Genomic DNA, 21110 nt, shown 5'->3' on the forward strand with positions numbered 1-21110 from the left:
GCAACACCCGAAGACAGGGGTCCGCTAGGAGGCGTTCGGCGGCTTTCGCCCGCCCCATCAGGGAGATGTTCCGTTTTCGCACGGCATCACCGGCACGCACCGATTGACACTCTTCGGTGACTCTTGAGGTCTTTTTCCCCTACCTGTTCGGGGGCGCCCCCTCGATGGGCCGGCCGAGCACCCCGGGCCGCTTCTGCCACGGGTGCGGACCCGTGGGCGGCCGGTAGCCGACGCCCAGGGCGTCGAGCAGCTCGTAGTGGGCGGCCATCCGCCGCTCGAAGTCGGCGAAGTCCCGTTCCGCGGGGGCGGGCAGAGGGCTCCAGGCCACTTCGGCGAAGGCCGCCAGCCGGGGGAAGGTCTGGTAGTCGACGCGCCCCTGGTCCTCCATCACCTCGGTCCACACGTTGGCCTGCGCGCCCAGGACGTGCACGGCCTCCTCGGGCGTCAACTCCGGTGGAACGGGCTCGAACCGGTAGACGTCCTCCAGGGTGCGGACGTAGGCGATGGGGACCGGCTCGTCCGTGCCCGCGTCCTGCCGGTAGTCCAGGTACACGTGCTGCTCGGGGCACATCACGACGTCGTGGCCGGAGCGGGCGGCGGCGATCCCGCCCTCGTAGCCGCGCCAGGAGGAGACCGCGGCGCCGTCGGCCAGCCCGCCCTCCAGGATCTCGTCCCAGCCGATGAGCCTGCGCCCGCGCGCGGAGAGCCACTTGTCGAAGTGCCCGATGAACCAGGACTGCAACTCGTCCTCGTCCGCGAGGCCGAGTTCCTCGATCCGGGCCTGGACGAGAGGTGACTCCCGCCACTGCTCCTTGGCGCATTCGTCGCCGCCGATGTGAATGAACTCGGAAGGGAACAGCTCCAGCAGTTCCTCGAACACGCCCTCGTAGAAGCGAAGGGTGTTGTCAGTGGGGGCGAGTACGTTCAGAGAGATGCCCCAGCTGTCCCAGACCGTGAGGGAGGTCGTGTCGATGACATCGGTGTTGCCGAGTTCCGGGTACGCGGCGATGGCCGCCTGCGAGTGCCCCGGTACGTCGATTTCGGGGACGACGGTGATATGCCGCTCGGCGGCGTAGGCGACGATCTCGCGGATGTCGTCCTGCGTGTAGAAGCCGCCGTGCGGCTTCTCCTCCCACAACGGCGAGGCCCGGTGGCCGAATTTGGTGCGCGCCCGCCATGAGCCCACCTCGGTGAGCCGGGGGTACCTCTTGATCTCGATGCGCCAGCCCTGGTCGTCCGTCAGGTGGAAGTGGAAGACGTTGAGTTTGTGCGCGGCCATCAGATCGAGGTAGCGCAGCACGCCGTCCTTGGGCATGAAGTGCCGGGACACGTCGAGCATGAGACCGCGCCAGCGGAATCGCGGGGCGTCGCGGACGGTGACCGGGGGCACTTCCCAGGCGCGCGAGGAGGTGACGGGGGCGCGCCGGAAAGCGGCGGGGCCGAGCAGCTGACGGAAGGTCTGGGCGCCGTGGAACAAGCCCTGCGGGCTCGCCCCTTCGACGACGACCTGGTGCTCGTCCACGGTGAGGCGGTACGCCTCGGGGCTGCCGAGTTCCTCGGCGAGGGGCGGCGAGATCCGCAGCTGGATGCGGCTTTCGCCCGAGGCGTAGGGCTCCAGGGGCAGGCCCGTGGCCGCGCCGACCGTCGTGCGCAGCCAGCGGGCCACGCCTCCGGCGCCGGGGCCGGCCTCGATCTCGGTGGCCTCGTCGAGGACGAACACCTGCCCGTCCGAGGTGTCGACGCTCGACGGCGCCGGAATCAGTGACGTCACGTCAGTCCTTAACCGCTCCGCCCAGTCCCGAGACCAGGCGTCGCTGTACGAGTACGAAGAACACCAGCACCGGAATCGTCATCACCGTGGACGCGGCCATGACCCCGCCCCAGTCGGGCTCGTCCGGCTTGTAGAAGACCAGCAGGGCCATCGGCAGCGTCGACTGCGAAGTGTCGCTGATGATGAACGACTTGGCGAAGAGGAAATCGTTCCAGGCCGAGATGAAGGAGAAGACGCTCGTGGCCACCAGGCCGGGGAGGACGAGCGGGAACAGAATCTGCCACAGGAATCGCGCACGGCTCGCCCCGTCGATGTACGCGGCCTCTTCCAGGGCTTCCGGAACGGCCTTCACGAACCCCCTCAGCATCCAGATCGCGAAGGGCAGCGAGAACGCGATGTGGGGCAGGACCAGCGAGCCCAGCGTGTTCAGCAGACCGAAGTCCCGCATCTGGAAGAACAAGGGGATGGTGAGGGCCTCCACGGGCACCATCTGGGCCACCAGAAACATGATCAACAAGGTGCTCCGGAAGCGGAAGCGGAATCGTGTGACAGCGGTCGCCGCGAGAAACGCGATCAACGCAGAGACGATCACGACACTGCACGCGACGACAAGGCTGTTGACGAAATACCGACCGAAATCCTGCTGCTCGAACACGCGCCGGAAGGAATCCAGCGAGGGCGCGAGCGTCCAGGGCCGGGGCGCGGTCGACTCGATTTCTCCGGCCGGTTTGAAGGCGCCGAGCACCATCCAGTAGAGGGGGAAGGCGACGACGACCGCGATGAGCAACGCAGATGCCTCCGCGGCCAGCCGCCAGGGACGCCGTAGAGGATTCACAGCTCCTCCCCCTGGCGGTGCAGCAGTCGCAGGTACACCAGCGTGACCGCGAGCAGGATGAGCAGCATCACCACTCCGATCGCCGAGCCGAGGCTGTACTGCGAGGAGGCGAAGGCCTGCTGGTAGGCGTAGACGTTCAGGACGAGGTTCTGGCCCGCGATGCCGCCGCCGTTCGTCATGACGTAGATCTGGGTGAAGACCTTGAAGTCCCAGATGACCGACTGGATGGTCACGACGGTCAGGATCGGCCGCAGCATCGGCGCGAGGACCGACCGCCAGACGCGCCACTGCGAGGCCCCGTCCAGCGCAGCGGCCTCCAGCACCTCGGCCGGTACGGCGCGGATCCCGGCGTAGACCGTGACCATGACGAACGGGAAGGAGCACCAGACGACTTCGAGCAGGACGAGGAAGAACGCGCTGAGCCTGCCGTACGTCCAGGAGTGCTCGCCGAGCCCCAGCAGCCGGTTCACCGGGCCGAAGTCGGGGTCGAAGAGGAAGAGCCAGACCGTCGAGCCGGTCACCGCCGGGGTGGCCCAGGCCCCGAGCGCGGCCAGCATCAGCGCCAGCCGCGGCACGGCGCGCACACGTGTGAGCAGCACGGCCAGCGCGCACCCGACGGCGAGCGTCGAGCCGACACAGCCCGCCGCGAAGAGCACGGTGGCCAGCAGCACCCGCCAGAACTCCGGGTCGGAGAACAGCGCGGAGTAGTTCCCGAACCCCTGGAAGGTGGTCGGTTCACCGCCGCTGACCTGGGCCTGGGTGTACTGGAAGAAGGAGATCAGGCCGAGTTGCCAGACGGGGTAGACGAGGAGTCCGCCGAGGACGACGAGAGCGGGGGCGAGATAGAGCCAGGGTGTCCAGGTGGTGCGGTGGTTCACAGAGGTCACCCGGCGGATCCGAACGCGGCGTTCATCTTCTTCGCGGCTTCCCCGGAGGCCGCCGCCACCCCCTTCTTGCCGCTGATGACCTCCTGGAACATCGTCGGCAGCACCAGCGAGGAGTCGATCTGCGACCAGGCGGGCGACGCGGGCACGAACTTCGTCCCGGCCGCGAGGGTCTGTGCGAACGGCTTCACGTACGGCTGGTCGGCCGCGGCCTGCTGCCGGACGTCAGCGAAGGTCGGCAGGAACCCCATCGCGTCGAACATCGCCGCCTGCGTCTTCTTCGAGGTGAGCTGCTCCATCAGCTGAACCGCCAGCGTCCGGTGCGAGGTGCTCTTGAGCACTCCGATGTTGTTGCCGCCGGCGAACGCGGGTGCGATCGAGCCCGCGGAGACCCCCGGCAGCGGCACCACCGCGTATTTGCCCTTGACCTTCCCGGCCTCCACCGCCGTATGGCTGAAGTCGCCCCCGATCGCCATGCCGGCCTTGCCGGCCGCGAACGCGGTGATCGTGTCGTTGCCGCCCATGCCGGCGCACTTGGCGGCGGGGCAGTTGTCGTCGGTGAAGAGCGAGGTGTACTCCTTGATGCCCTTCTGCGCGGCCGCGGTGGAGATCGCGGAGGCGTAGGAGCCGCCCTTGCCGGTGGCGAGTTCGCCGCCGTTGGCCCAGATGAAGGGCATCGCGCCGTAGGTGTAGGCGCCGCCGACGACCAGGCCGTACAACTCGGGCTTCGCGGCGCGGATCTTGCGGGCGGTCACCGCCAGCTCGGCCATCGTCCTCGGGACCTGGAGACCGAGGGCGTGAAAGACGTCGGTCCGGTAGTACAGGGCGCGGACGCCGACGTAGAACGGCGAGCCGTACACCTTGCCGTCCACGGTGACCGACGTCCTCGCCGTGGGGTCGGTGTCCTTGGCCTCGCTCCAGTCGCCGAACTCCTCGGTGACGTCGAGAAGTCCGCCGTCCTTCACATAGCCGGCGGTGTCGGTGTTGCCGAACTCCATCACGTCGGGCGCGGAGGAGGGGTCGTTGAAGGCGGCCTTGACGCGCTGGGCGCGGGTCTCCACGGGGATGTACTCGACGTCGACCTTGGTGTTGTCGTGGGCCTTCTCGAAGGCGGCGACGACGGAGTCGACGACCTTCTCCTTCGGCTTGTTGCCGACCTCCTGGAAGAGCCAGACGCGCAGGGTGCCGTCCTTCTCGTCCTTGTCGGAGGAGGAGTTGGAGGAGGTCTGGGGTGCGCAGGCCGTGACCACCAGGGCGGTCAGGAGCAGGGCGGGGATGCGGGGGGAGAGCTTCATGGAGTGATTCCTCCGGAGCATGCGTTGCAACATACGCAATGACGATTTCGCTCAACGCAACGGAGGTTATGGCTTGCATGAACACGCCCACAAGAGGTCTCAACCACTTCGTGACACGCGAGAGGCCCCCGGGGCGCACGAAACGCGCCTCGGGGGCCTCGCGAAGCTCAGCCGGACGGCAGTCCTACTTGTCGCCGCCCTTGTCGTCGTCCCCGGAACCCATGGACTCGTAGATCTCCTTGCACATGGGGCACACGGGGTACTTCTTGGGATCGCGGCCCGGTACCCAGACCTTGCCGCACAGCGCCACGACGGGAGTCCCGTCGAGGGCGCTCGCCATGATCTTGTCCTTCTGGACGTAGTGGGCGAAGCGCTCGTGGTCGCCGTCGCCGTGGGAAGTCTGCGGCGTGGGCTCGACGAGGGTCCCCGTACCAGTCCCGCGCTCGGGCTCGAGAGTGCTCATATCGCCAAGAGTACTGAAGGTCACATGGATCAGTTCAGCGAAGGGTCGTCCGGGTACGTGGCCACCATCGCCAGTTCGTTGCGCTGGCGGCGCAGGACCTCGCGCCAGAGTCTCTCGGGGGACGGGGAGGAGACGTCGCCGGGTTCCGACTCGACGACGTACCAGGCACCCTCCACCAGCTCGTCCTCCAGCTGACCGGGGCCCCAGCCGGCGTACCCGGCGAAGATGCGCAGGCTGCCGAGGGCCGAGGCGAGCAGCTCGGGCGGGGCCTCCAGGTCGACCAGGCCGATCGCGCCGTGCACTCTGCGCCAGCCCAGCGGGGCTCCGTCGACGGCCCCGCCGCCGGGGATGACGGCGACCCCGAGGGCGGAGTCCAGGGAGACCGGGCCGCCCTGGAAGACGACACCCGGTTCGCCCGCGAGCTCGGCCCAGCCCTCCAGGATGTCGCCGACGTCCACCGGGGTGGGCCGGTTGAGGACGACACCGAGGGAGCCCTCCTCGTCGTGGTCGAGAAGGAGCACCACCGCACGGTCGAAGTTCGGGTCCGCCAGGGCGGGCGTTGCCACGAGCAACCGCCCTGTGAGCGAGGACACCTCGGTCATGCCAGACATGATCCCGCATCTTCCCTCCGCGTGGGGAGGCAATGCCTGTTCGGCGGTGGATGCAGCTCAGAGCGCACCGATGCGCCGTGAGCGCACGCCGGGCGCCGGTGACCCCATGTGCCCGTCGGCTAGCAGGCCGTGTTGTGACAGAGCTATGACGTGGCTGGGCGGCACTTGGGCTTACGGAAGGGGGGTGGGCGGCGATTACCCTTGTCCCTTCTGGCCCCTGCCCGACTCATCGGAACGCGAGATACATGACCGTCAACGGCTCTGACGACGTACTGCTTGTCCACGGCGGAACCCCGCTGGAGGGCGAGATCCGTGTCCGCGGTGCGAAGAACCTCGTACCCAAGGCCATGGTCGCCGCCCTGCTGGGCAGCGAGCCGAGTCGACTGCGCAACGTTCCGGACATCCGTGACGTGCGTGTCGTACGCGGTCTGCTGCAACTGCACGGGGTGACGGTCCGTCCGGGTGAGGAACCGGGCGAGCTGGTGATGGACCCGACGCATGTCGAGAGCGCCAACGTCGCTGACATCGATGCCCACGCGGGTTCCTCGCGGATCCCGATCCTCCTGTGCGGCCCGCTGCTGCACCGCCTGGGCCACGCCTTCATCCCCGGCCTCGGCGGCTGCGACATCGGCGGCCGGCCCATCGACTTCCACTTCGAGGTGCTGCGGCAGTTCGGCGCGACGATCGAGAAGCGCGCGGACGGGCAGTTCCTGGAGGCGCCGCGGCGGCTTCGGGGTACGAAGATCACGCTGCCGTACCCGTCGGTGGGCGCGACCGAGCAGGTGCTGCTCACCGCGGTCCTCGCCGAGGGTGTCACCGAGCTCTCGAACGCGGCGGTGGAGCCGGAGATCGAGGACCTCATCTGCGTGCTGCAGAAGATGGGCGCCATCATCGCGATGGACACCGACCGAACCATCCGCGTCACGGGCGTGGACCGGCTCGGCGGCTACAACCACCGCGCCCTGCCGGACCGTCTGGAGGCCGCCTCCTGGGCGTCCGCGGCGCTGGCGACCGAAGGCAACATCTACGTCCGCGGCGCCCAGCAGCGCTCGATGATGACGTTCCTGAACACCTACCGGAAGGTGGGCGGTGCCTTCGAGATCGACGACGAGGGCATCCGGTTCTGGCACCCCGGTGGCCAGTTGAAGTCCATCGCGCTCGAAACGGACGTGCACCCGGGCTTCCAGACGGACTGGCAGCAGCCGCTGGTGGTCGCCCTCACGCAGGCCACGGGACTGTCGATCATCCACGAGACGGTGTACGAGTCCCGCCTCGGCTTCACCTCCGCGCTCAACCAGATGGGTGCTCACATCCAGCTGTACCGCGAGTGCCTGGGTGGCTCGAACTGCCGCTTCGGCCAGCGCAACTTCCTCCATTCGGCGGTCGTCTCGGGCCCCACCAAGCTCCAGGGCGCCGACCTGGTCATCCCGGACCTCCGAGGCGGCTTCTCGTACCTCATCGCCGCCCTCGCGGCCCAGGGCACGTCCCGCGTCCACGGCATCGACCTCATCAACCGCGGCTACGAGAACTTCATGGAGAAGCTCGTCGAGCTGGGCGCGAAGGTCGAACTGCCGGGCAAGGCACTCGGCTAGCCGCAGCAGTCATACGAACGCCGATGGGGCGGTCACCCGAGTCCGGGTGACCGCCCCATCGGCGTTGTGCTGAGCGCCCCGAAAGGGCGCGGGGAACTGCGCGACCAGCCACGGCGATCCCGTCAGCCGAAGGACGGCCCGCAGTCACCCGGCGCTCGAAGCGGAGCGCTTACTTGCCCTTGGCGGCTTCCTTGAGCTTGCTGCCCGCCGAAACCTTGACGCTGTAGCCGGCCGGGATCTGGATCGGGTCGCCGGTCTGCGGGTTGCGCGCGGTGCGAGCGGCACGGTGGGTGCGCTCGAAGGTCAGGAAGCCGGGGATGGTGACCTTCTCGTCACCCTTGGCGACAATCTCGCCGACGGTCTCGGCGAACGCGGCCAGAACGGCGTCGGCGTCCTTGCGGGTCACCTCGGCGCGGTCGGCCAGCGCGGCCACCAGCTCACTGCGGTTCATGTTGTTACTCCCGTGTTCTTCTTGCCGTTGGGGTGTGCCTCGCGGCGGTGCCGCACACGAGGCACAGCGAAGCCGATGCGCTCGCGCCCAGGGACGCATCCTGCCCCTACCTGCTGCGGGAAAGCCAATCCGGCACCCGTAGGACTCGCATGAACACCCTAGGGGGTCACACGAACAGAGGCCTGGGCGTGGCGCCACCCTAGAGGGTGCCGCGAAGCGCCCGGTTCCGCGACGCGCCGGGCCGAAGGACCGCCGTGGCGATCCTCACAGCCGAACAAACATACGACGCCCACTGTAGACGCGGGGCCGGGGCCCCCGCCCGCTGGCCCTACGCCGTCGCCCCCGCGGCCTTCGCCGCGTCCCGCACCGCCCCGGCCACCGCGCCCGCGACCTTGTCGTTGAAGACGCTCGGGATGATGTAGTTCGGGTTCAGCTCGTCCTCGGTGACGACGTCCGCGAGGGCCTTCGCGGCCGCGAGCATCATCTCGGTGTTGACCGTGCGGGACTGGGCGTCCAGCAGACCGCGGAAAACACCCGGGAAGACCAGCACGTTGTTGATCTGGTTCGGGAAGTCGGAGCGGCCGGTGGCCACGACGGCCGCCGTCTGACGGGCGACCGCCGGGTCGACCTCGGGGTCGGGATTCGCGAGCGCGAACACGATCGCACCCTCGGCCATGGCGGCCACGTCGTCGCCGTCCAGGACGTTCGGGGCCGAGACACCGATGAAGACGTCGGCGCCGCGCACGGCCTCCTTCAACGTCCCCGTCAGGTTCTCGAGGTTGGTGTTGTCCGCGATCCACCGCAGCGCCGAGCCGGGAGCGGCGTCGACGAGGTCCTCGCGGCCGGCGTGCACGACACCGTGGATGTCGGCGACGACGGCGTTCTTGACGCCCGCGGCGATCAGCAGCTTGAGGATGGCCGTACCGGCCGCGCCGGCACCGGACATGACGACCCGGATGTTCTCAATTGCCTTGCCGGTGACGCGAAGTGCGTTCGTCAGGGCGGCGAGGACGACGATCGCGGTGCCGTGCTGGTCGTCGTGGAAGACGGGGATGTCGAGGGCCTCGCGCAGCCGGGCCTCGATCTCGAAGCAGCGGGGCGCGGAGATGTCCTCGAGGTTGATGCCGGCGAACCCGGGGGCGATCGCCTTGACGATCTCGACGATCGCGTCGGTGTCCTGGGTGTCCAGGCACAGCGGCCAGGCGTCGATGCCGGCGAACCGCTTGAAGAGGGCCGCCTTGCCCTCCATGACCGGCAGGGCGGCCTTGGGGCCGATGTTGCCCAGGCCCAGCACGGCCGAGCCGTCCGTCACGACCGCAACGGAGTTGCGCTTGATGGTGAGGCGGCGCGCGTCCTCGGGGTTCTCGGCGATCGCCATGCACACGCGGGCCACGCCCGGGGTGTAGATCATGGAGAGGTCGTCACGGTTGCGGATGGGGTGCTTGGACTGCATCTCGATCTTGCCGCCGAGGTGCATGAGGAACGTACGGTCGGAGACCTTGCCGAGCGTGACGCCCTCGATGCCGCGCAGCTCCTCGACGATCTCGTCGGCGTGCGTGGTCGAGCTGGCCGCGATCGTGACGTCGATCCGGAGCTTCTCGTGACCGGACGCGGTGACGTCGAGGCCGGTCACCGAGCCTCCGGAGGACTCCACGGCGGTGGTGAGCTGCGAGACAGCGGTTCCGCTCGCGGGCACCTCCAACCGGACCGTCATCGAGTAGGAGACGCTGGGCGCCGTTGCCATGGCCGACTTCCTCTGCTTTCACCTGCGGAGCTGTATGCCGTCCGATGGTCGCACCTACTGCCGGGTAGGCGTTAGCCGCCCTGGATTGCGAACGTTTTGTTCATGTGGTCGTGCATGAGAAAGAGGCCCACGTCACATGGACGTGGGCCTCTCATCAGCCAAGTGGCACCGACCCGCCATGCTCGCCTCGCGGCAAGTGGTCCCTCTGAGGGACGAAGGTTGGGCCCGGGGGCTTGGATCGGGCCGGTGCCACATCCAGGCTAACAAACAGATCCCGTAAGGCCATTCCCGTCTCGACAGTTCATCGGGATCAGTCCCTGAGAGTCATCGGATCAGTCCCTGAGAAGGTCCGGGACACCCTGGGTGTCCGGCTGGTCGCGGTCCCCGGAGACCACGGTCAGCTGCTGGGTCGCCCGGGTGAGGGCGACGTACAGCACCCGCAGCCCGGCCGGCGACTCGTCCGCGATCTCCGCGGGCGACACGACGACTGTGGCGTCGTACTCCAGACCCTTGGCCTCGAGACTGCCGAGCGCCACCACCCGGTCGCCGAGTCCGGCGAGCCAGCGCGCGGCCTCCTCGCGGCGCTGCATGGCGACGACGACGCCGACGGTGCCGTCGACGAGTTCGAGCAGGCGTGCGGCCTCGGCGCGGACGGTCTCCGCCAGGGACCGGCCCACGGCGACGAAGCGGGGCTCCACGCCGGTGGACCGTACGGCCCTCGGGGACTCGGAGCCCGGCATGGCCAGTGCCAGCACCTTCGCCGCGAGGTCGGCGATCTCGGAGGGGTTGCGGTAGTTCACGGTGAGCTGGAAGCGGCGGCGGGGGCGGGTGCCGAGGGCCTCGTCGCGGGCCTCGGCGGCCTCGTCGGGGTCGGACCAGGAGGACTGGGCCGGGTCGCCGACGACCGTCCAGGTGGCGTGCCGGCCGCGGCGGCCGACCATGCGCCACTGCATGGGCGTGAGGTCCTGGGCCTCGTCGACGATGACGTGGGCGTACTCGACGCGCTCCTGGGCCAGCCGCTCGGCGCGCTCGCGCTGGGTCTCCTCGCGGACCGGCATCAGCTCCTCCAGGCCGGTGAGCTGGTCGAGCGGGTCGAGCTCGCGCCGTCTCTTCGGGCGGGCGGGGACGCCGAGGACCGCCTGGAGCTCGTCGAGGACGGCGATGTCGTGGACGGAGAGGCCGTCGCGTCGGAGCGAGCGGGCGACCCTGCGGACCTCGCCGGGGTTGAGGATGCGCCGGGCCCAGCGGCCGAGCCGCCGCTCGTCGGCCATGGCGGCGAGCACGTCCTTCGGGGTGAGCTCGGGCCACCAGGCGTCGAGGAACTCGATGAAGCTGTCCTCCGAGACGATGTCCTCGTCGAACGAGGACCGCAGCTCGGCGGCCAGCTCCGGATCGGTGTGCCGGGACCCGGCGCCCGACCGCGCCCACAGCGCGTCGAGGAGCAGTTTGCGGGCCCTGGGGCGCAGCAGGTTGACGGGCGCGGTGCCGCTGAGGGCGTTGCGGCGGATGCGTTCCAGCTCGTCCGCCTCCAGCTCCAGCCTCCGCCCGAAGGCGACCACGCGCAGGCGGGTGGGGGGTCCGGACTTCGGGGATACGGCGGTAGCGGCGCCGTTCCCGCCCCCGGCACCGTCGTCGGGATCACCGGAGTCACCGAAGGCGAGCTGCCCGGAGTCGGAGGACCGGCCGGGGGCCCGGCCGGGGGCCCGGCCGGAACCGTCGGCGCCCAGTTCCAGCGCTCCGCGCGCGGCCTTCCGCAGCACCTTCAGCATCCGGTACGACCCCTTGGCGCGGGCGACGGCCGGGGAGTCGTACAGGGTGGCCTCGACGCCGTCGACCAGGGAGCCGATCGCGCGGATGGCGACCTGGCCCTCCTCGCCGAGGGAGGGCAGGACGCCCTCGGTGTACGCGACCAGCAGGGGGGTGGGCGAGACGATGAGGATGCCGCCCGAGTAGCGGCGCCGGTCCTGGTAGAGGAGGTACGCGGCGCGGTGCAGGGCCACGGCGGTCTTGCCGGTGCCGGGTCCGCCCTCGACGTAGGTCACGGAGGCGGCGGGGGCGCGGATGACCAGGTCCTGCTCGGCCTGGATGGAGGCGACGATGTCCCGCATGGTGTGACTGCGGGCCTGGCCCAGTGCGGCCATGAGGGCGCCGTCGCCGATGACGGGCAGCTGGTGGCCGTCGAGGAAGGCCCTGAGCTCGGGGCGCATGAGGTCGTCCTCGACTCCAAGGACCTTGCGGCCCTTGGAGCGGATGACCCGGCGTCGTACGACACGCCCGGGATCCACCGGAGTGGACCTGTAGAAGGGGGCTGCGGCGGGGGCCCGCCAGTCGATGACGAGGGGCGCGTACTCGGAGTCGAGGACTCCGATCCGGCCGATGTGCAGGGTCTCCGCGATGTCCGCGGTGTTGTCGTCCCGTACCGCGCCTTCGGCGGGTTCCACGGCGGTGTAGGCGCCGTCGGGACCCTTCTTGCCGTCCTTGCCGAGGAGCAGGTCGATCCGGCCGAAGAGGAAGTCCTCGAACTCGTTGTTGAGCCGGTTGAGGTGGACGCCGGCCCGGAAGACCTGGGCGTCCCGCTCGGCGAGCGCGCCGGGTGTGCCGACCTGGCCACGCTTGGCCGCGTCGTTCATCAGGAACTCCGCCTCGTGGATCTTCTCCTCGAGGCGCCGGTACACCCGGTCCAGATGTTCCTGTTCGACGCTGATCTCACGGTCCCGAACCGAGTCCTGAACCGAGCCGACCGCAGTTGGTTGAGCCTGAGCGGCCACCGGGCCCCCTTCTGACGTGCTGGGCAGCCGTCAACCGTACGCGAAGGGGGCCCCGGAAGCTACGCGTCGACCTGGACGAGCTTGTTGCCGTCGGAGTCGACGACCTCGAAGTGGTCGATCTCGTTCTGGGCCGGTGCGACCGCGCCGCCGATGTAGAGCGGCTTCTTGGACTCCGGGGTCTTGCCGTCCGGGAGGCCGTAGCCCCACTTGCCGACGGACCAGGTGGAGGCCGTCCAGCGCTCGCCGTTGGTGCCCACCGCGATCAGGGAGCACTTGAGCGGTCCCTTGACGCCCTTGAGCTCCAGGCCGAGGGAGGTGCCCCAGTTCTTCTGGGCCATGGCGACGGTCGCGCTGACGCCGGTGGAGGAGTCGGTCGCCGACACCTTGTCGGGCATGGAGTTGAAGAGCTCCTGAGGGGTGGCCGCCAGGACCTGTCCCTGCTTGGCGCCGCCGCCCGAGTCGCCGCCGCTCGCCGCCATCGCGACGAACGGACCGCCGATGATCAGCGCGGCCGCGGCCGCGACCATGTAGAAGCTGCGTCGCCGCTTCTGCGCACGGCGCTCCGCGACCTCGTCCACGAGCTTGTTCACGATCCGTGGACTGGGCTTGGCGGAGAGCGACTCACCGATCGCGGGGGTGCCGGAACCCGGCAGGTCCGCGAGGGCGGCGAGCATCGGCTCCATGCCGGCCAGCTCGTCGAGCTGCTGGGCGCACCATTCGCAGGTCGCGAGGTGCGCCTCGAAAGCGGTGGCCTCGGCGTCGTCCAGGATCCCGAGGGCGTAGGCACCGACGGTCTCGTGCTCGTTCGGCACCGGAGATCCCATCATGGAACCAGACATACCCGAACCACCTGTGCCGAATCCCTGGTTACCCCCGTACACACCCATCACGCCGTCACCCCCCGCTCCTCCAGTGCGAGCTTCATCGACCGCAGGGCGTAGAACACCCTCGAGCGGACGGTGCCGCTGGGAATGCCCAGCGTCTCGGCCGCCTCGTTGACGGTACGCCCCTTGAAGTACGTCTCGACGAGCACCTCCCGGTGGGCGGGGGTCAGGTCGTCGAGCGCGTCCGACAGCGTCATCAACCACAGCGCCTTGTCGATCTCGTCCTCCGCGGGGATGACCTCCAGCGGTGACGGATCGACCTCCTGCGGCCGGGCCTGCCGGCTGCGGTGTCCGTCGATGACGATGCGCCGGGCGACCGTCACCAGCCAGGGGCGTACCGATCCGGTCGCTCGATTGAGCTGTCCGGCGTTCTTCCAGGCACGGATGAGCGTCTCCTGCACCACGTCCTCGGCTCTCTGGCGGTCGCCCGCAACCAACCGAAGGACATACGCAAGGAGAGGCCCGGCGTGCTCTCTGTACAGGGCACGCATCAGCTCCTCATCAGGTTCCGAGGGCTGGGACATGCGATGTCGGGCCCTCGATCCACGTTCATTGGCCACGACGGAATCCTTGCGCACGCCCACCTCCGATGTCCCGGGTTCCCCCAGTCGGTCGCTCGACGAGAGGTACGCACGCGAGGAGTTGGGTGTTCAAAGTGCGACGACAGTTTTCTTCTGAGTGACGTGACGAGACAGGACATGCGCGCACATTCCCGCCGCGCGATCTTTACATTTCCGCCACACAGGCAAGATCGCGACTACGGCCCGTGAGGTTGAGTGAGTAAACAAGATGTAATCGAAATCACTTCGACAGCACCTCCACAGAAGGGACATAACGACCAGTCAGTTGCGCGAGAGAGCCGCGCGTCGACGATGCCGGGCCACTCTTTCGCGGTTCCCGCAGACCTCACTGGAGCACCAGCGCCTCCTGCGCCCCCGTGACGTGTCCAGGTAGACGATGGGGCAGTTGTCCCCTTCGCACTCCCTGATCCCGGCCCTCGCGACCGGGTCGGTCAGCAGCCCCACGGCGTCCCTGGCGATGGCCCCGAGCAGCGCCGCGCAGCCGGGCGGACCGTCCAACTCGCGCACCAGCGCACCGCCTTCACCCGGTACGGCCCGGGGGGCGGGGGGCGCGGCGCGGGCGGCGTCGTTGACGTGGGCGAGCGCGAGGTCGTAGCCGTGGCCGGGGGCGCCTCGCACCAACTGTCCGATGCATCGCCGCAGTTCGCGGAAGCCGAGGAGCCAGGAGGGATCCGCGTGCGTCAGGTCCGTGCCCTCCGGCACCAGCCCCGAGCCGACGATCCAGGCGCCGAGCACCTCCGTCGAGTCCAGGCGTTCCTCGGGGTGGGTGGTCGCGAGGAGATCGAGACAGATCCGTCCGGCGTCGAACCGCAGCTCGTACGCGACCGTGGCCGTACCCAGTGCCATGTGCCTGTCACCGCCTAGGGGTGCCCCGGTCGTATGGGGTCGGTGAGGTGCTTCGAGGCTGTGTGGGGCTGTTCCGGGGCTCCCTCTTACAGTGCCTTCCCGCCCGCGCCGCCGGAACCCCTCGTACCGGGAGCGATGCATGGACGGACACGTATGCGGCGGCGCGTCTCGGCCATGTCGGCGCGGTGGGGTGGCGCCCTTGACTTGAGACATGACACAGACCAGCAGGAGCAGCCGATTCGTCCTGGGCGCGGCCACGGCCGCCACCGGCCTGATCGCCGGGGCCTTCTACATCTTCGCGTGCGCCGTGATGCCCGCCCTGGCGCGAAGCGAGGATCGCGTCTACGTCGAGGTGATGCGCGACATCAACGAGGTCATCCAGAACCCGGTCTTCTTCCTGACCTTCCTGGGCGCACCGGTCCTCACGGCGATCGCGGCCTGGCAGGCGCGGGGCAGGGCCCACCGACGATGGGTGTGGGCGGCCCTGGCCGCCTCCGTCCTGGCCTTCCTCGTCACCGTCGTCTTCAACATCCCCCTGAACGACGGCCTCACGAAGAACGACTCCTACGGCGCGCTCAGCGAGGAGTTCGAGGACCCGTGGGTGGCGTGGAACGTGGTGCGGACGGTGTTGCTGACGGTGGCGCTGGGCCTGCTGGTGAAAGCGACGGGCACGGGCGGTCGGGCCGCCGGCGCGACCGGTCGGCCGACCGGCTAGGCGTCGGAGTACCGGCTAGGCGTCGGAGTACTTCGCGTCGGCCGCCGGGTCCAGGGCGAGGCGGTAGCCCCGCTTCACCACCGTCTGGATCAGCTTCGGGGCACCGAGGGCCGTACGGAGGCGGGCCATCGCCGTCTCCACCGCGTGCTCGTCCCGGCCCGCGCCAGGCAGCGCCCGCAGCAGCTCCGCGCGCGAGACCACCCAGCCGGGCCGCCGGGACAGCGCCCGCAGCAACGACATCCCGGCCGGCGGCACCGGCCGCAGCCCCCCGTCGACCAGCACCGCATGGCCCCGGATCTCCACCCGGTGGCCGGCGACGGGCAACGACCGGGCCCGGCCGGGAAGCTCCTGGCACAGCAGCTGCACGAGCGGCCCGAGCCGGAAACGCTCGGGCGACACGGTGTCCACGCCCCGCGCCTGCAACGGCAGCGCGGTCACCGGCCCGACACACGCCGGCAGCACGTCGTGGCTGAGGGCGGCGAGCAGCTCCGGCAGCAGCCCCCGGTCCTCGGCCCGGGACAGCAGCGAGGCCGCGGCCGGCGCGCTCGTGAAGGTCAGCGCGTCCAGACCCCGCGAGACCGTCGCGTCCAGCAGCCGGTCCACCGGCCCGATGTCCTCCGGCGGCATCCACCGGTACACCGGCACGCCCACGACCTCCGCTCCCCCGGCCCGCAGCGCCTCCACGAAGCCGGGCAGCGGCTCCCCGTGCAGCTGGATGGCGACCCGGCGCCCTTCGACGCCTTCGTCCAGCAGCCGGTCAAGGACCTCGGCCATGGACTCCGACGACGGCGACCAGTCCTCCGTCAGCCCGGCGGCCCGTATCGATCCCTTGACCTTGGGGCCGCGCGCGAGGAGTTCCACCCCGCGCAGCCGGTCCAGGAGCGCCTCACCGAGCCCCCACCCCTCGGCCGCCTCGACCCACCCCCGGAACCCGATCGCCGTGGTGGCCACCACCACGTCCGGGGCCTGGTCGATGAGGTCCTTCGTCGCCGCCAGCAGCTCGCTGTCGTCGGAGAGGGGCACGATCCGCAGGGCGGGCGCGTGCAGGACCGCGGCCCCGCGGCGCTGGAGCAGCGCACCGAGTTCGTCCGCCCGGCGCGCGGCCGTGACTCCCACGGTGAACCCCGCGAGGGGGCCGTGCTCTGCCTGCTGTTGCTCGTACATGGCTCTCGTCCCGCACTCGAGTCGTCGTACACGGTCGTACGTGGGTCGTCCCTACATGCCGACCGAGCCTGTCAACGGCTCGTGACAGGCTCGGTTCCGGTTCATGTCGCCAGTGTTACGTCACACCTCGGCGTAGCTGAGCTGCGGCTTCGTCTCCGCGGCGGCCGTGGCCTGGCCCTGGACGGCCGTACGGCGAAGGTATACGGCCCAGGTCACCCCGAAGCAGAGGGCGTAGTAGAGGAGGAAGGTCACGAAGGCGCCGGTGCCGGAGCCGTTGGTGAGGAAGGACTGGCGGAAGGCCAGGTTGATGCCCACACCGCCGAGCGCGCCCACGGCGCCGATGAGGCCCATGGAGGCACCTGAGAGGCGCCGGCCGTACGCGGCGGCCGCCTCGCCCTCCAGGCCCTTGGCGAGCGCCTTGGTCTGGAAGATGCCGGGGATCATCTTGAAGGTCGAGCCGTTGCCGAGCCCGCTGAGGACGAACAGCACCACGAAGACGCAGACGAACAGCGGGAGCGACTTCTGCATGCTGGCGACGATCAGGATGCCGGTGGCGGCGGCCATGGCGACGTAGTTGTAGAGGGTGATCTTCGCGCCGCCGTACTTGTCGGCGAGCCAGCCGCCGAAGGGACGGATGAGGGAGCCGAGCAGCGGGCCGATGAAGGTGAGGTACGCGGCCTGCAGCGGGGTACGGCCGAACTGGACCTGGAGCACCTGGCCGAAGGCGAAGGCGTAGCCGATGAACGACCCGAACGTCCCGATGTAGAGGAAGGACATGATCCAGGTGTGGGCGTCCTTCGCGGCGTCCTTGGCGGCGCCGGTGTCGTTCTTCACGGACGAGAGGTTGTCCATGTAGAGGGCGGCGAGGACGGCGGCGACCAGGATCAGCGGGATGTAGATCCCGAGGAGCACGCGCGGTCCGCCGCTGGCACCGATGATGGCGAGCGCGATCAGCTGGATGACCGGGACACCGATGTTGCCGCCACCGGCGTTGAGCCCGAGCGCCCACCCCTTCTTCTTGAGCGGGAAGAAGGCGTTGATGTTGGTCATGGAGGAGGCGAAGTTGCCGCCACCGATGCCGGCCAGCAGGCCCACCACCAGGAAGGTGGAGAAGGAGGTCCCCGGCTTCATCACCGCGAAGGCGGCGATGGTGGGGATGAGCAGGAGACCGGCCGAGATGATCGTCCAGTTCCGGCCACCGAAGATGGCGACGGCGAAGGTGTAGGGAACCCGGACCACGGCGCCGACCAGCGTCACCATCGAGGTCAGCAGGAACTTGTCGGCCGGGGTCAGCCCGTACTCGGGGCCCATGAAGAGCACCAGCACGGACCACAGGGTCCAGATCGAGAATCCGATGTGCTCGGAGAGCACGGAGAAGAAGAGATTCCGCCGCGCGACCTTCTCGCCGGTCTCCTTCCAGAAGGTCTCGTCCTCCGGATCCCACTGCTCGATCCAGCGGCCGCCCCTGTTCTGGGGTGCGGGGGCTGTACTAGGGGCTGTCATGACGCCTCCACGGTGCGACGGGTCTCAGGTCCTGCTACGAGTGACTGACCCCGAAGGTAGGGAGGGCGCGTTTCCTGCCTGTGTTTCACCGGGTGACCGGAAAGGAACTTCGCTCTCACCCCGGGGACGGGCGGGATGAGAGGTCGTGGGTACTTTGTGTTACGAAAACCTCCGCGTCAGTGTTCACCGTCCTGAGAGTCGTCGTACTCCTCAAGGATCCGCAGCCCGAGATCGGACTCCCAGTCCAGAGCCCATCGCCGCAGCTCAGCGATGCCTTCGGGGCTGAGCCCACAGGCGGCGAACTCCTCGTCACCGACCCATACGACACTCTCGAGCCGCTCCCGCAGCTCCCCCAGCTCCCACGGGTCGAGCTCGCCCAACTGCTCCAGCTCTATCGCGGAGCGGTATTGGCAGGCCGCGTGCACGTCGATCACGTCTTGGGGGAGACCGCGGTCGAGGAGGGTGCGCATCAGCAGGGAGAAAGGGCTCGGGACGGCGTCCACTACTGACCTCGAATCTCTCCAGCTTGGTCTGGTGCCCGGTGAGTGTCTGGCCCACCTCGTGGATGACCAGGGTCCCAGCCGTCCTGAAGGCGATGGCAGCCGACTTCGCGCGACAACACGGGGATCCCTCCGGCACCAACCAGATCCGGCCCGCCATCCCGGCCGACGGGACCGCGGCTCGCTCACTGTCCTGCCTCGGCCTGGCACACCGGTTCAAGGAGTACGGCGTCGAGATCGGCTACGGCCAGGACACCGGGGTCTGGTCATCGGCGCGAACGGGGCGAGCTTTGTTACGTCACCGGTTACCCGCACGGTCGTGCGTGAGACACGTCGCAGGTCAGCGCATGATTTACGTTCTGCTGGCGTCCGTGGTTGTGCGGGAGAAGCCGTGGGGGTTGCTGTCGCTACCGCCGTCAGGAGTCGGGCGGCTGGCACTGGTGCCATTGCTCGCCCGCCGGTCACCACGGAGTTTGTCGGGCCACCGTGTACGCGGTTGGGCCGGTGAGTCCTGTCCCTGTGACGTCGAGCATCTAGAACTGCCGATCATCGTTGACACCTGGGTCTCCGATCACTACAGAGATCCACATGCCGAAGCCCAGCCCAACCATCCGCCCCTTGACCGTGAGACCGAGCGGCGCCTGGCGGTAATACACCACGTCGAAGAGGTCACCGGCAACGTCGCGATGTCCTGACAGGTACTTCGGGATCAGCTGGCAGGCGTACTGCACCTGGTACCGCCGCTACCGGGCCGAGGGCGTCGAGGGCCTGCGCCCCCGTTCCAAGGCCCCCAAGCACAGCCCCACCGCGACGCACGTCGAGGTGGTCGGGAAGATCATCTACCTGAGGCAGAACTACCACTTCGGGCCCGAGAAGATCGCGATGCACCTCAAGCGATACCACGACGCCACCATCAGCAAGTCGGGTGTGTGGCGGATCCTCAACCGCCTGGACATGGGCCGCCTGCCGACCTCCCGGCGCTACAAGCGCCACGACCGCCGATGGAAGCGCTACGAGAAGCAACTGCCCGGCCACCGCGTGCAGATCGACGTGAAGTTCATCGAACCGCTCGCCTCGATGCCCCGGGGCCGCCGCAGCGGTCGCAACAAGTACTTCCAGTTCACCACAATCGACGACTGCACGAGGCTACGGGTGCTGCGGATCTACCCGACCTTGAACCAGGCCACCGAGATCCAGTTCCTCGACTACGTCATCCAGCGTCTGCCGTTCCAGATCAAGGTGATCCAGACGGACAACGGCGCCGAGTTCCAATCTGCGCTCCACTGGCACGTTCTGGACAAGGGCATTGCCCACACCTACATCAAGCCGCCCACCCCGCGCCTGAACGGCAAGGTTGAGCGCTCTCCCCGGATCGACGCTGAGGAGTTCTACCGGCTCCTCGACGGCGTCATCATCGACGATGCCGAGGTCTTCAACGACAAGCTGCGTGAGTGGGAGGACTACTACAACTACCGTCGCCCGCACGGCGGTCTCGGCGGCCAGACACCCTACGAACGCCTCAAGCGGAAGACCACGACTCAGGCGTAATCGGTGATAGTCAGCTGCACACGCCGCATCGCCCTTCCCACCCGCTGCGTCCAGTCGCTGAAGCTCCAACACAAGCAGCGGCAGCGTGAGGCCACGGGCATCACATGGCAGCACGACGGGCACGCGTTTACCACCACACAGGGCCGACCGATCGACCCGACCAACCTCACCCGCACCTTCCTCACGCTCCTCCACAAGGCCGGCCTCCGCCGCATCCGCTTCCACGACCTCCGCCACTCCACCGCCACCCTGCTCCTGGACACGGCGTCGAACTCATCGTGATCAAGGAACTCCTTGGCCACGCCTACATCGGCGTCACCGCCACCGTCTATGCCCACGTCCGACTACGCCTCCAGCGCGATGCCATCGACCTCCTCGGCCGCGCCCTCGGCCGTCCCTGACATACGCACGGCAACGGCGGCGGACGCGTGGTGTCCGCCGCCGTTGCCGTCAACTACTGCCGTCAGGGGCGCTCAGGAACGCCGTCCCACACAAGGGAAACCAAGTCAAATTCGCATGGCAACCCTCCGACGCGTGCTTCCGTGTTGCGCCGTCAGAAGCTCCCTGCTGCGTACGCAGAGATCCGCAAGATCGTCGCTTCGTCCGCGGCGCCTCGAAGCCTTACGGAATCGGATTCGGCGGAGAACTGAAGCAAGCCGCTCTTTTCCACCTTCAGATCACACAAAGAGTTGGTCGCCAGTCTGTCAATCGAGATCTCATGCAGACCACCAAAGGAGACTTCGAGCTGAACCACGTTCATGCCATCGCGCCGCCATTTCGCAGGGGGCTGCCCTGGGAAAGTTGGCAGATCGAATCGCAGGCGAAGCGTAGGACCATTCGGACTCAAGCAGATCTCTTCGATGCGTACACCCTCGAGCGCAGGTACGTCTTCTCCGTAGATGGCCAGCACCGGCTTCGGGTTGCTGATGGCGTCAATCCACTGCAACTCAAACAC

The 21110-nt window shown here is 68.7% G+C and carries 20 protein-coding genes and 1 pseudogene; 4 read left to right on the forward strand and 17 right to left on the reverse strand.

Features of this window, described 5'->3' with window-relative positions:
* Positions 1 to 139: 139 nt before the first annotated feature.
* The 6 genes from IOD14_RS39185 to IOD14_RS39210 all read right to left on the reverse strand — a co-directional run bounded on the left by IOD14_RS39185 (position 140) and on the right by IOD14_RS39210 (position 5850).
* Entirely contained in the window at positions 140 to 1771 is a 1632-nt protein-coding gene (locus IOD14_RS39185; protein ID WP_212672788.1) for a beta-N-acetylhexosaminidase, read from the reverse strand.
* Position 1772: 1 nt separating this feature from the next.
* Positions 1773 to 2606, reverse strand: coding sequence for a carbohydrate ABC transporter permease (locus tag IOD14_RS39190; protein ID WP_123989636.1), 834 nt, complete (start codon positions 2604 to 2606; stop codon positions 1773 to 1775).
* A complete protein-coding gene (locus IOD14_RS39195; RefSeq protein ID WP_212672789.1) occupies positions 2603 to 3493 on the reverse strand; it encodes a sugar ABC transporter permease in 891 nt (296 codons plus the stop codon). Before IOD14_RS39195 ends, IOD14_RS39190 begins: the two co-directional genes overlap by 4 nt.
* Positions 3490 to 4785 carry an extracellular solute-binding protein gene (locus IOD14_RS39200; RefSeq protein WP_123989638.1) on the reverse strand — a complete coding sequence of 432 codons (1296 nt, stop codon included), beginning with the start codon at positions 4783 to 4785 and terminating at the stop codon, positions 3490 to 3492. Before IOD14_RS39200 ends, IOD14_RS39195 begins: the two co-directional genes overlap by 4 nt.
* A 184-nt stretch (positions 4786 to 4969) precedes the next feature.
* Entirely contained in the window at positions 4970 to 5248 is a 279-nt protein-coding gene (locus tag IOD14_RS39205) for a DUF3039 domain-containing protein (protein WP_123761082.1), read from the reverse strand.
* 29 nt (positions 5249 to 5277) lie between these two features.
* Positions 5278 to 5850: a YqgE/AlgH family protein gene (locus tag IOD14_RS39210; protein ID WP_123989639.1), complete on the reverse strand. Its 573-nt coding sequence runs from the start codon at positions 5848 to 5850 to the stop codon at positions 5278 to 5280.
* A 254-nt stretch (positions 5851 to 6104) separates the two neighbouring features.
* Between IOD14_RS39210 and murA the strand changes: the two genes are divergently transcribed.
* Positions 6105 to 7451 carry a UDP-N-acetylglucosamine 1-carboxyvinyltransferase gene (gene murA / locus IOD14_RS39215; protein ID WP_123989640.1) on the forward strand — a complete coding sequence of 449 codons (1347 nt, stop codon included), beginning with the start codon at positions 6105 to 6107 and terminating at the stop codon, positions 7449 to 7451.
* Between the two features lie 169 nt (positions 7452 to 7620).
* On the opposite strand, the gene IOD14_RS39220 is transcribed toward murA, so the two are convergent.
* The 6 genes from IOD14_RS39220 to IOD14_RS39245 form a co-directional block, all read right to left on the reverse strand.
* Complete coding sequence (locus tag IOD14_RS39220; RefSeq protein ID WP_007382399.1) at positions 7621 to 7902, reverse strand: HU family DNA-binding protein; 282 nt, start codon at positions 7900 to 7902, stop codon at positions 7621 to 7623.
* A gap of 328 nt (positions 7903 to 8230) precedes the next feature.
* Positions 8231 to 9646 (reverse strand): NAD-dependent malic enzyme, encoded by a 1416-nt coding sequence (locus tag IOD14_RS39225; RefSeq protein ID WP_123989641.1) that lies wholly within the window; start codon positions 9644 to 9646, stop codon positions 8231 to 8233.
* A gap of 332 nt (positions 9647 to 9978) precedes the next feature.
* Positions 9979 to 12414 carry a UvrD-helicase domain-containing protein gene (locus tag IOD14_RS39230; protein WP_212672790.1) on the reverse strand — a complete coding sequence of 812 codons (2436 nt, stop codon included), beginning with the start codon at positions 12412 to 12414 and terminating at the stop codon, positions 9979 to 9981.
* Between the two features lie 59 nt (positions 12415 to 12473).
* Positions 12474 to 13241, reverse strand: a complete 768-nt coding sequence (locus IOD14_RS39235; RefSeq protein ID WP_160160147.1) for a zf-HC2 domain-containing protein — start codon at positions 13239 to 13241, stop codon at positions 12474 to 12476.
* A 59-nt stretch (positions 13242 to 13300) separates the two neighbouring features.
* A complete protein-coding gene (locus tag IOD14_RS39240) occupies positions 13301 to 13822 on the reverse strand; it encodes a sigma-70 family RNA polymerase sigma factor (RefSeq protein ID WP_010039908.1) in 522 nt (173 codons plus the stop codon).
* A gap of 318 nt (positions 13823 to 14140) precedes the next feature.
* A complete protein-coding gene (locus tag IOD14_RS39245; RefSeq protein ID WP_212672791.1) occupies positions 14141 to 14725 on the reverse strand; it encodes an ABATE domain-containing protein in 585 nt (194 codons plus the stop codon).
* Between the two features lie 211 nt (positions 14726 to 14936).
* Between IOD14_RS39245 and IOD14_RS39250 the strand changes: the two genes are divergently transcribed.
* The gene (locus IOD14_RS39250; RefSeq protein ID WP_212672792.1) at positions 14937 to 15440 is read left to right on the forward strand and encodes an anthrone oxygenase family protein; all 504 of its coding nucleotides are present in this window, start codon (positions 14937 to 14939) and stop codon (positions 15438 to 15440) included.
* Positions 15441 to 15455: 15 nt separating this feature from the next.
* On the opposite strand, the gene IOD14_RS39255 is transcribed toward IOD14_RS39250, so the two are convergent.
* The 4 genes from IOD14_RS39255 to IOD14_RS44650 all read right to left on the reverse strand — a co-directional run bounded on the left by IOD14_RS39255 (position 15456) and on the right by IOD14_RS44650 (position 19338).
* Entirely contained in the window at positions 15456 to 16604 is a 1149-nt protein-coding gene (locus IOD14_RS39255; protein ID WP_123989646.1) for a uroporphyrinogen-III synthase, read from the reverse strand.
* Between the two features lie 120 nt (positions 16605 to 16724).
* Positions 16725 to 18107 (reverse strand): nitrate/nitrite transporter, encoded by a 1383-nt coding sequence (locus IOD14_RS39260; RefSeq protein WP_123989647.1) that lies wholly within the window; start codon positions 18105 to 18107, stop codon positions 16725 to 16727.
* Positions 18108 to 18283: 176 nt separating this feature from the next.
* Positions 18284 to 18610, reverse strand: a complete 327-nt coding sequence (locus IOD14_RS39265) for a hypothetical protein (RefSeq protein ID WP_249126178.1) — start codon at positions 18608 to 18610, stop codon at positions 18284 to 18286.
* A gap of 530 nt (positions 18611 to 19140) precedes the next feature.
* Positions 19141 to 19338: a hypothetical protein gene (locus tag IOD14_RS44650; RefSeq protein WP_249126179.1), complete on the reverse strand. Its 198-nt coding sequence runs from the start codon at positions 19336 to 19338 to the stop codon at positions 19141 to 19143.
* Here IOD14_RS44650 and IOD14_RS39270 point away from each other — a divergent pair.
* Together IOD14_RS39270 and IOD14_RS39275 are read left to right on the forward strand one after the other, a co-directional pair.
* Complete coding sequence (locus tag IOD14_RS39270) at positions 19316 to 20155, forward strand: IS481 family transposase (RefSeq protein ID WP_249126335.1); 840 nt, start codon at positions 19316 to 19318, stop codon at positions 20153 to 20155. The two genes, IOD14_RS44650 and IOD14_RS39270, sit on opposite strands and share 23 nt — an antisense overlap.
* 21 nt (positions 20156 to 20176) lie before the next feature.
* Positions 20177 to 20556 (forward strand): annotated as a pseudogene (locus IOD14_RS39275) (site-specific integrase); the annotation flags it as partial.
* A gap of 152 nt (positions 20557 to 20708) precedes the next feature.
* Here the strand turns inward: IOD14_RS39275 and IOD14_RS39280 are convergent.
* Complete coding sequence (locus tag IOD14_RS39280; protein WP_212672793.1) at positions 20709 to 21110, reverse strand: Imm50 family immunity protein; 402 nt, start codon at positions 21108 to 21110, stop codon at positions 20709 to 20711.

It is taken from the genome of Streptomyces sp. A2-16 (genome assembly GCF_018128905.1).
Lineage (GTDB): Bacteria > Actinomycetota > Actinomycetes > Streptomycetales > Streptomycetaceae > Streptomyces.

Bases quoted from the DNA above. Each gene is read 5' to 3' on its own strand.
- IOD14_RS39205 (WP_123761082.1), bottom strand. From the start codon at position 5,248: ATGAGCACTCTCGAGCCCGAGCGCGGGACTGGTACGGGGACCCTCGTC.
- IOD14_RS39235 (WP_160160147.1), bottom strand. From the start codon at position 13,241: ATGATGGGATCTCCGGTGCCGAACGAGCACGAGACCGTCGGTGCCTAC.
- IOD14_RS39210 (WP_123989639.1), bottom strand. From the start codon at position 5,850: ATGACCGAGGTGTCCTCGCTCACAGGGCGGTTGCTCGTGGCAACGCCC.
- IOD14_RS39260 (WP_123989647.1), bottom strand. From the start codon at position 18,107: ATGACAGCCCCTAGTACAGCCCCCGCACCCCAGAACAGGGGCGGCCGC.
- IOD14_RS39200 (WP_123989638.1), bottom strand. From the start codon at position 4,785: ATGAAGCTCTCCCCCCGCATCCCCGCCCTGCTCCTGACCGCCCTGGTG.
- IOD14_RS39220 (WP_007382399.1), bottom strand. From the start codon at position 7,902: ATGAACCGCAGTGAGCTGGTGGCCGCGCTGGCCGACCGCGCCGAGGTG.
- IOD14_RS39250 (WP_212672792.1), top strand. From the start codon at position 14,937: ATGACACAGACCAGCAGGAGCAGCCGATTCGTCCTGGGCGCGGCCACG.
- IOD14_RS39240 (WP_010039908.1), bottom strand. From the start codon at position 13,822: ATGTCCCAGCCCTCGGAACCTGATGAGGAGCTGATGCGTGCCCTGTAC.
- murA (WP_123989640.1), top strand. From the start codon at position 6,105: ATGACCGTCAACGGCTCTGACGACGTACTGCTTGTCCACGGCGGAACC.
- IOD14_RS39255 (WP_123989646.1), bottom strand. From the start codon at position 16,604: ATGTACGAGCAACAGCAGGCAGAGCACGGCCCCCTCGCGGGGTTCACC.
- IOD14_RS39245 (WP_212672791.1), bottom strand. From the start codon at position 14,725: ATGGCACTGGGTACGGCCACGGTCGCGTACGAGCTGCGGTTCGACGCC.
- IOD14_RS39225 (WP_123989641.1), bottom strand. From the start codon at position 9,646: ATGGCAACGGCGCCCAGCGTCTCCTACTCGATGACGGTCCGGTTGGAG.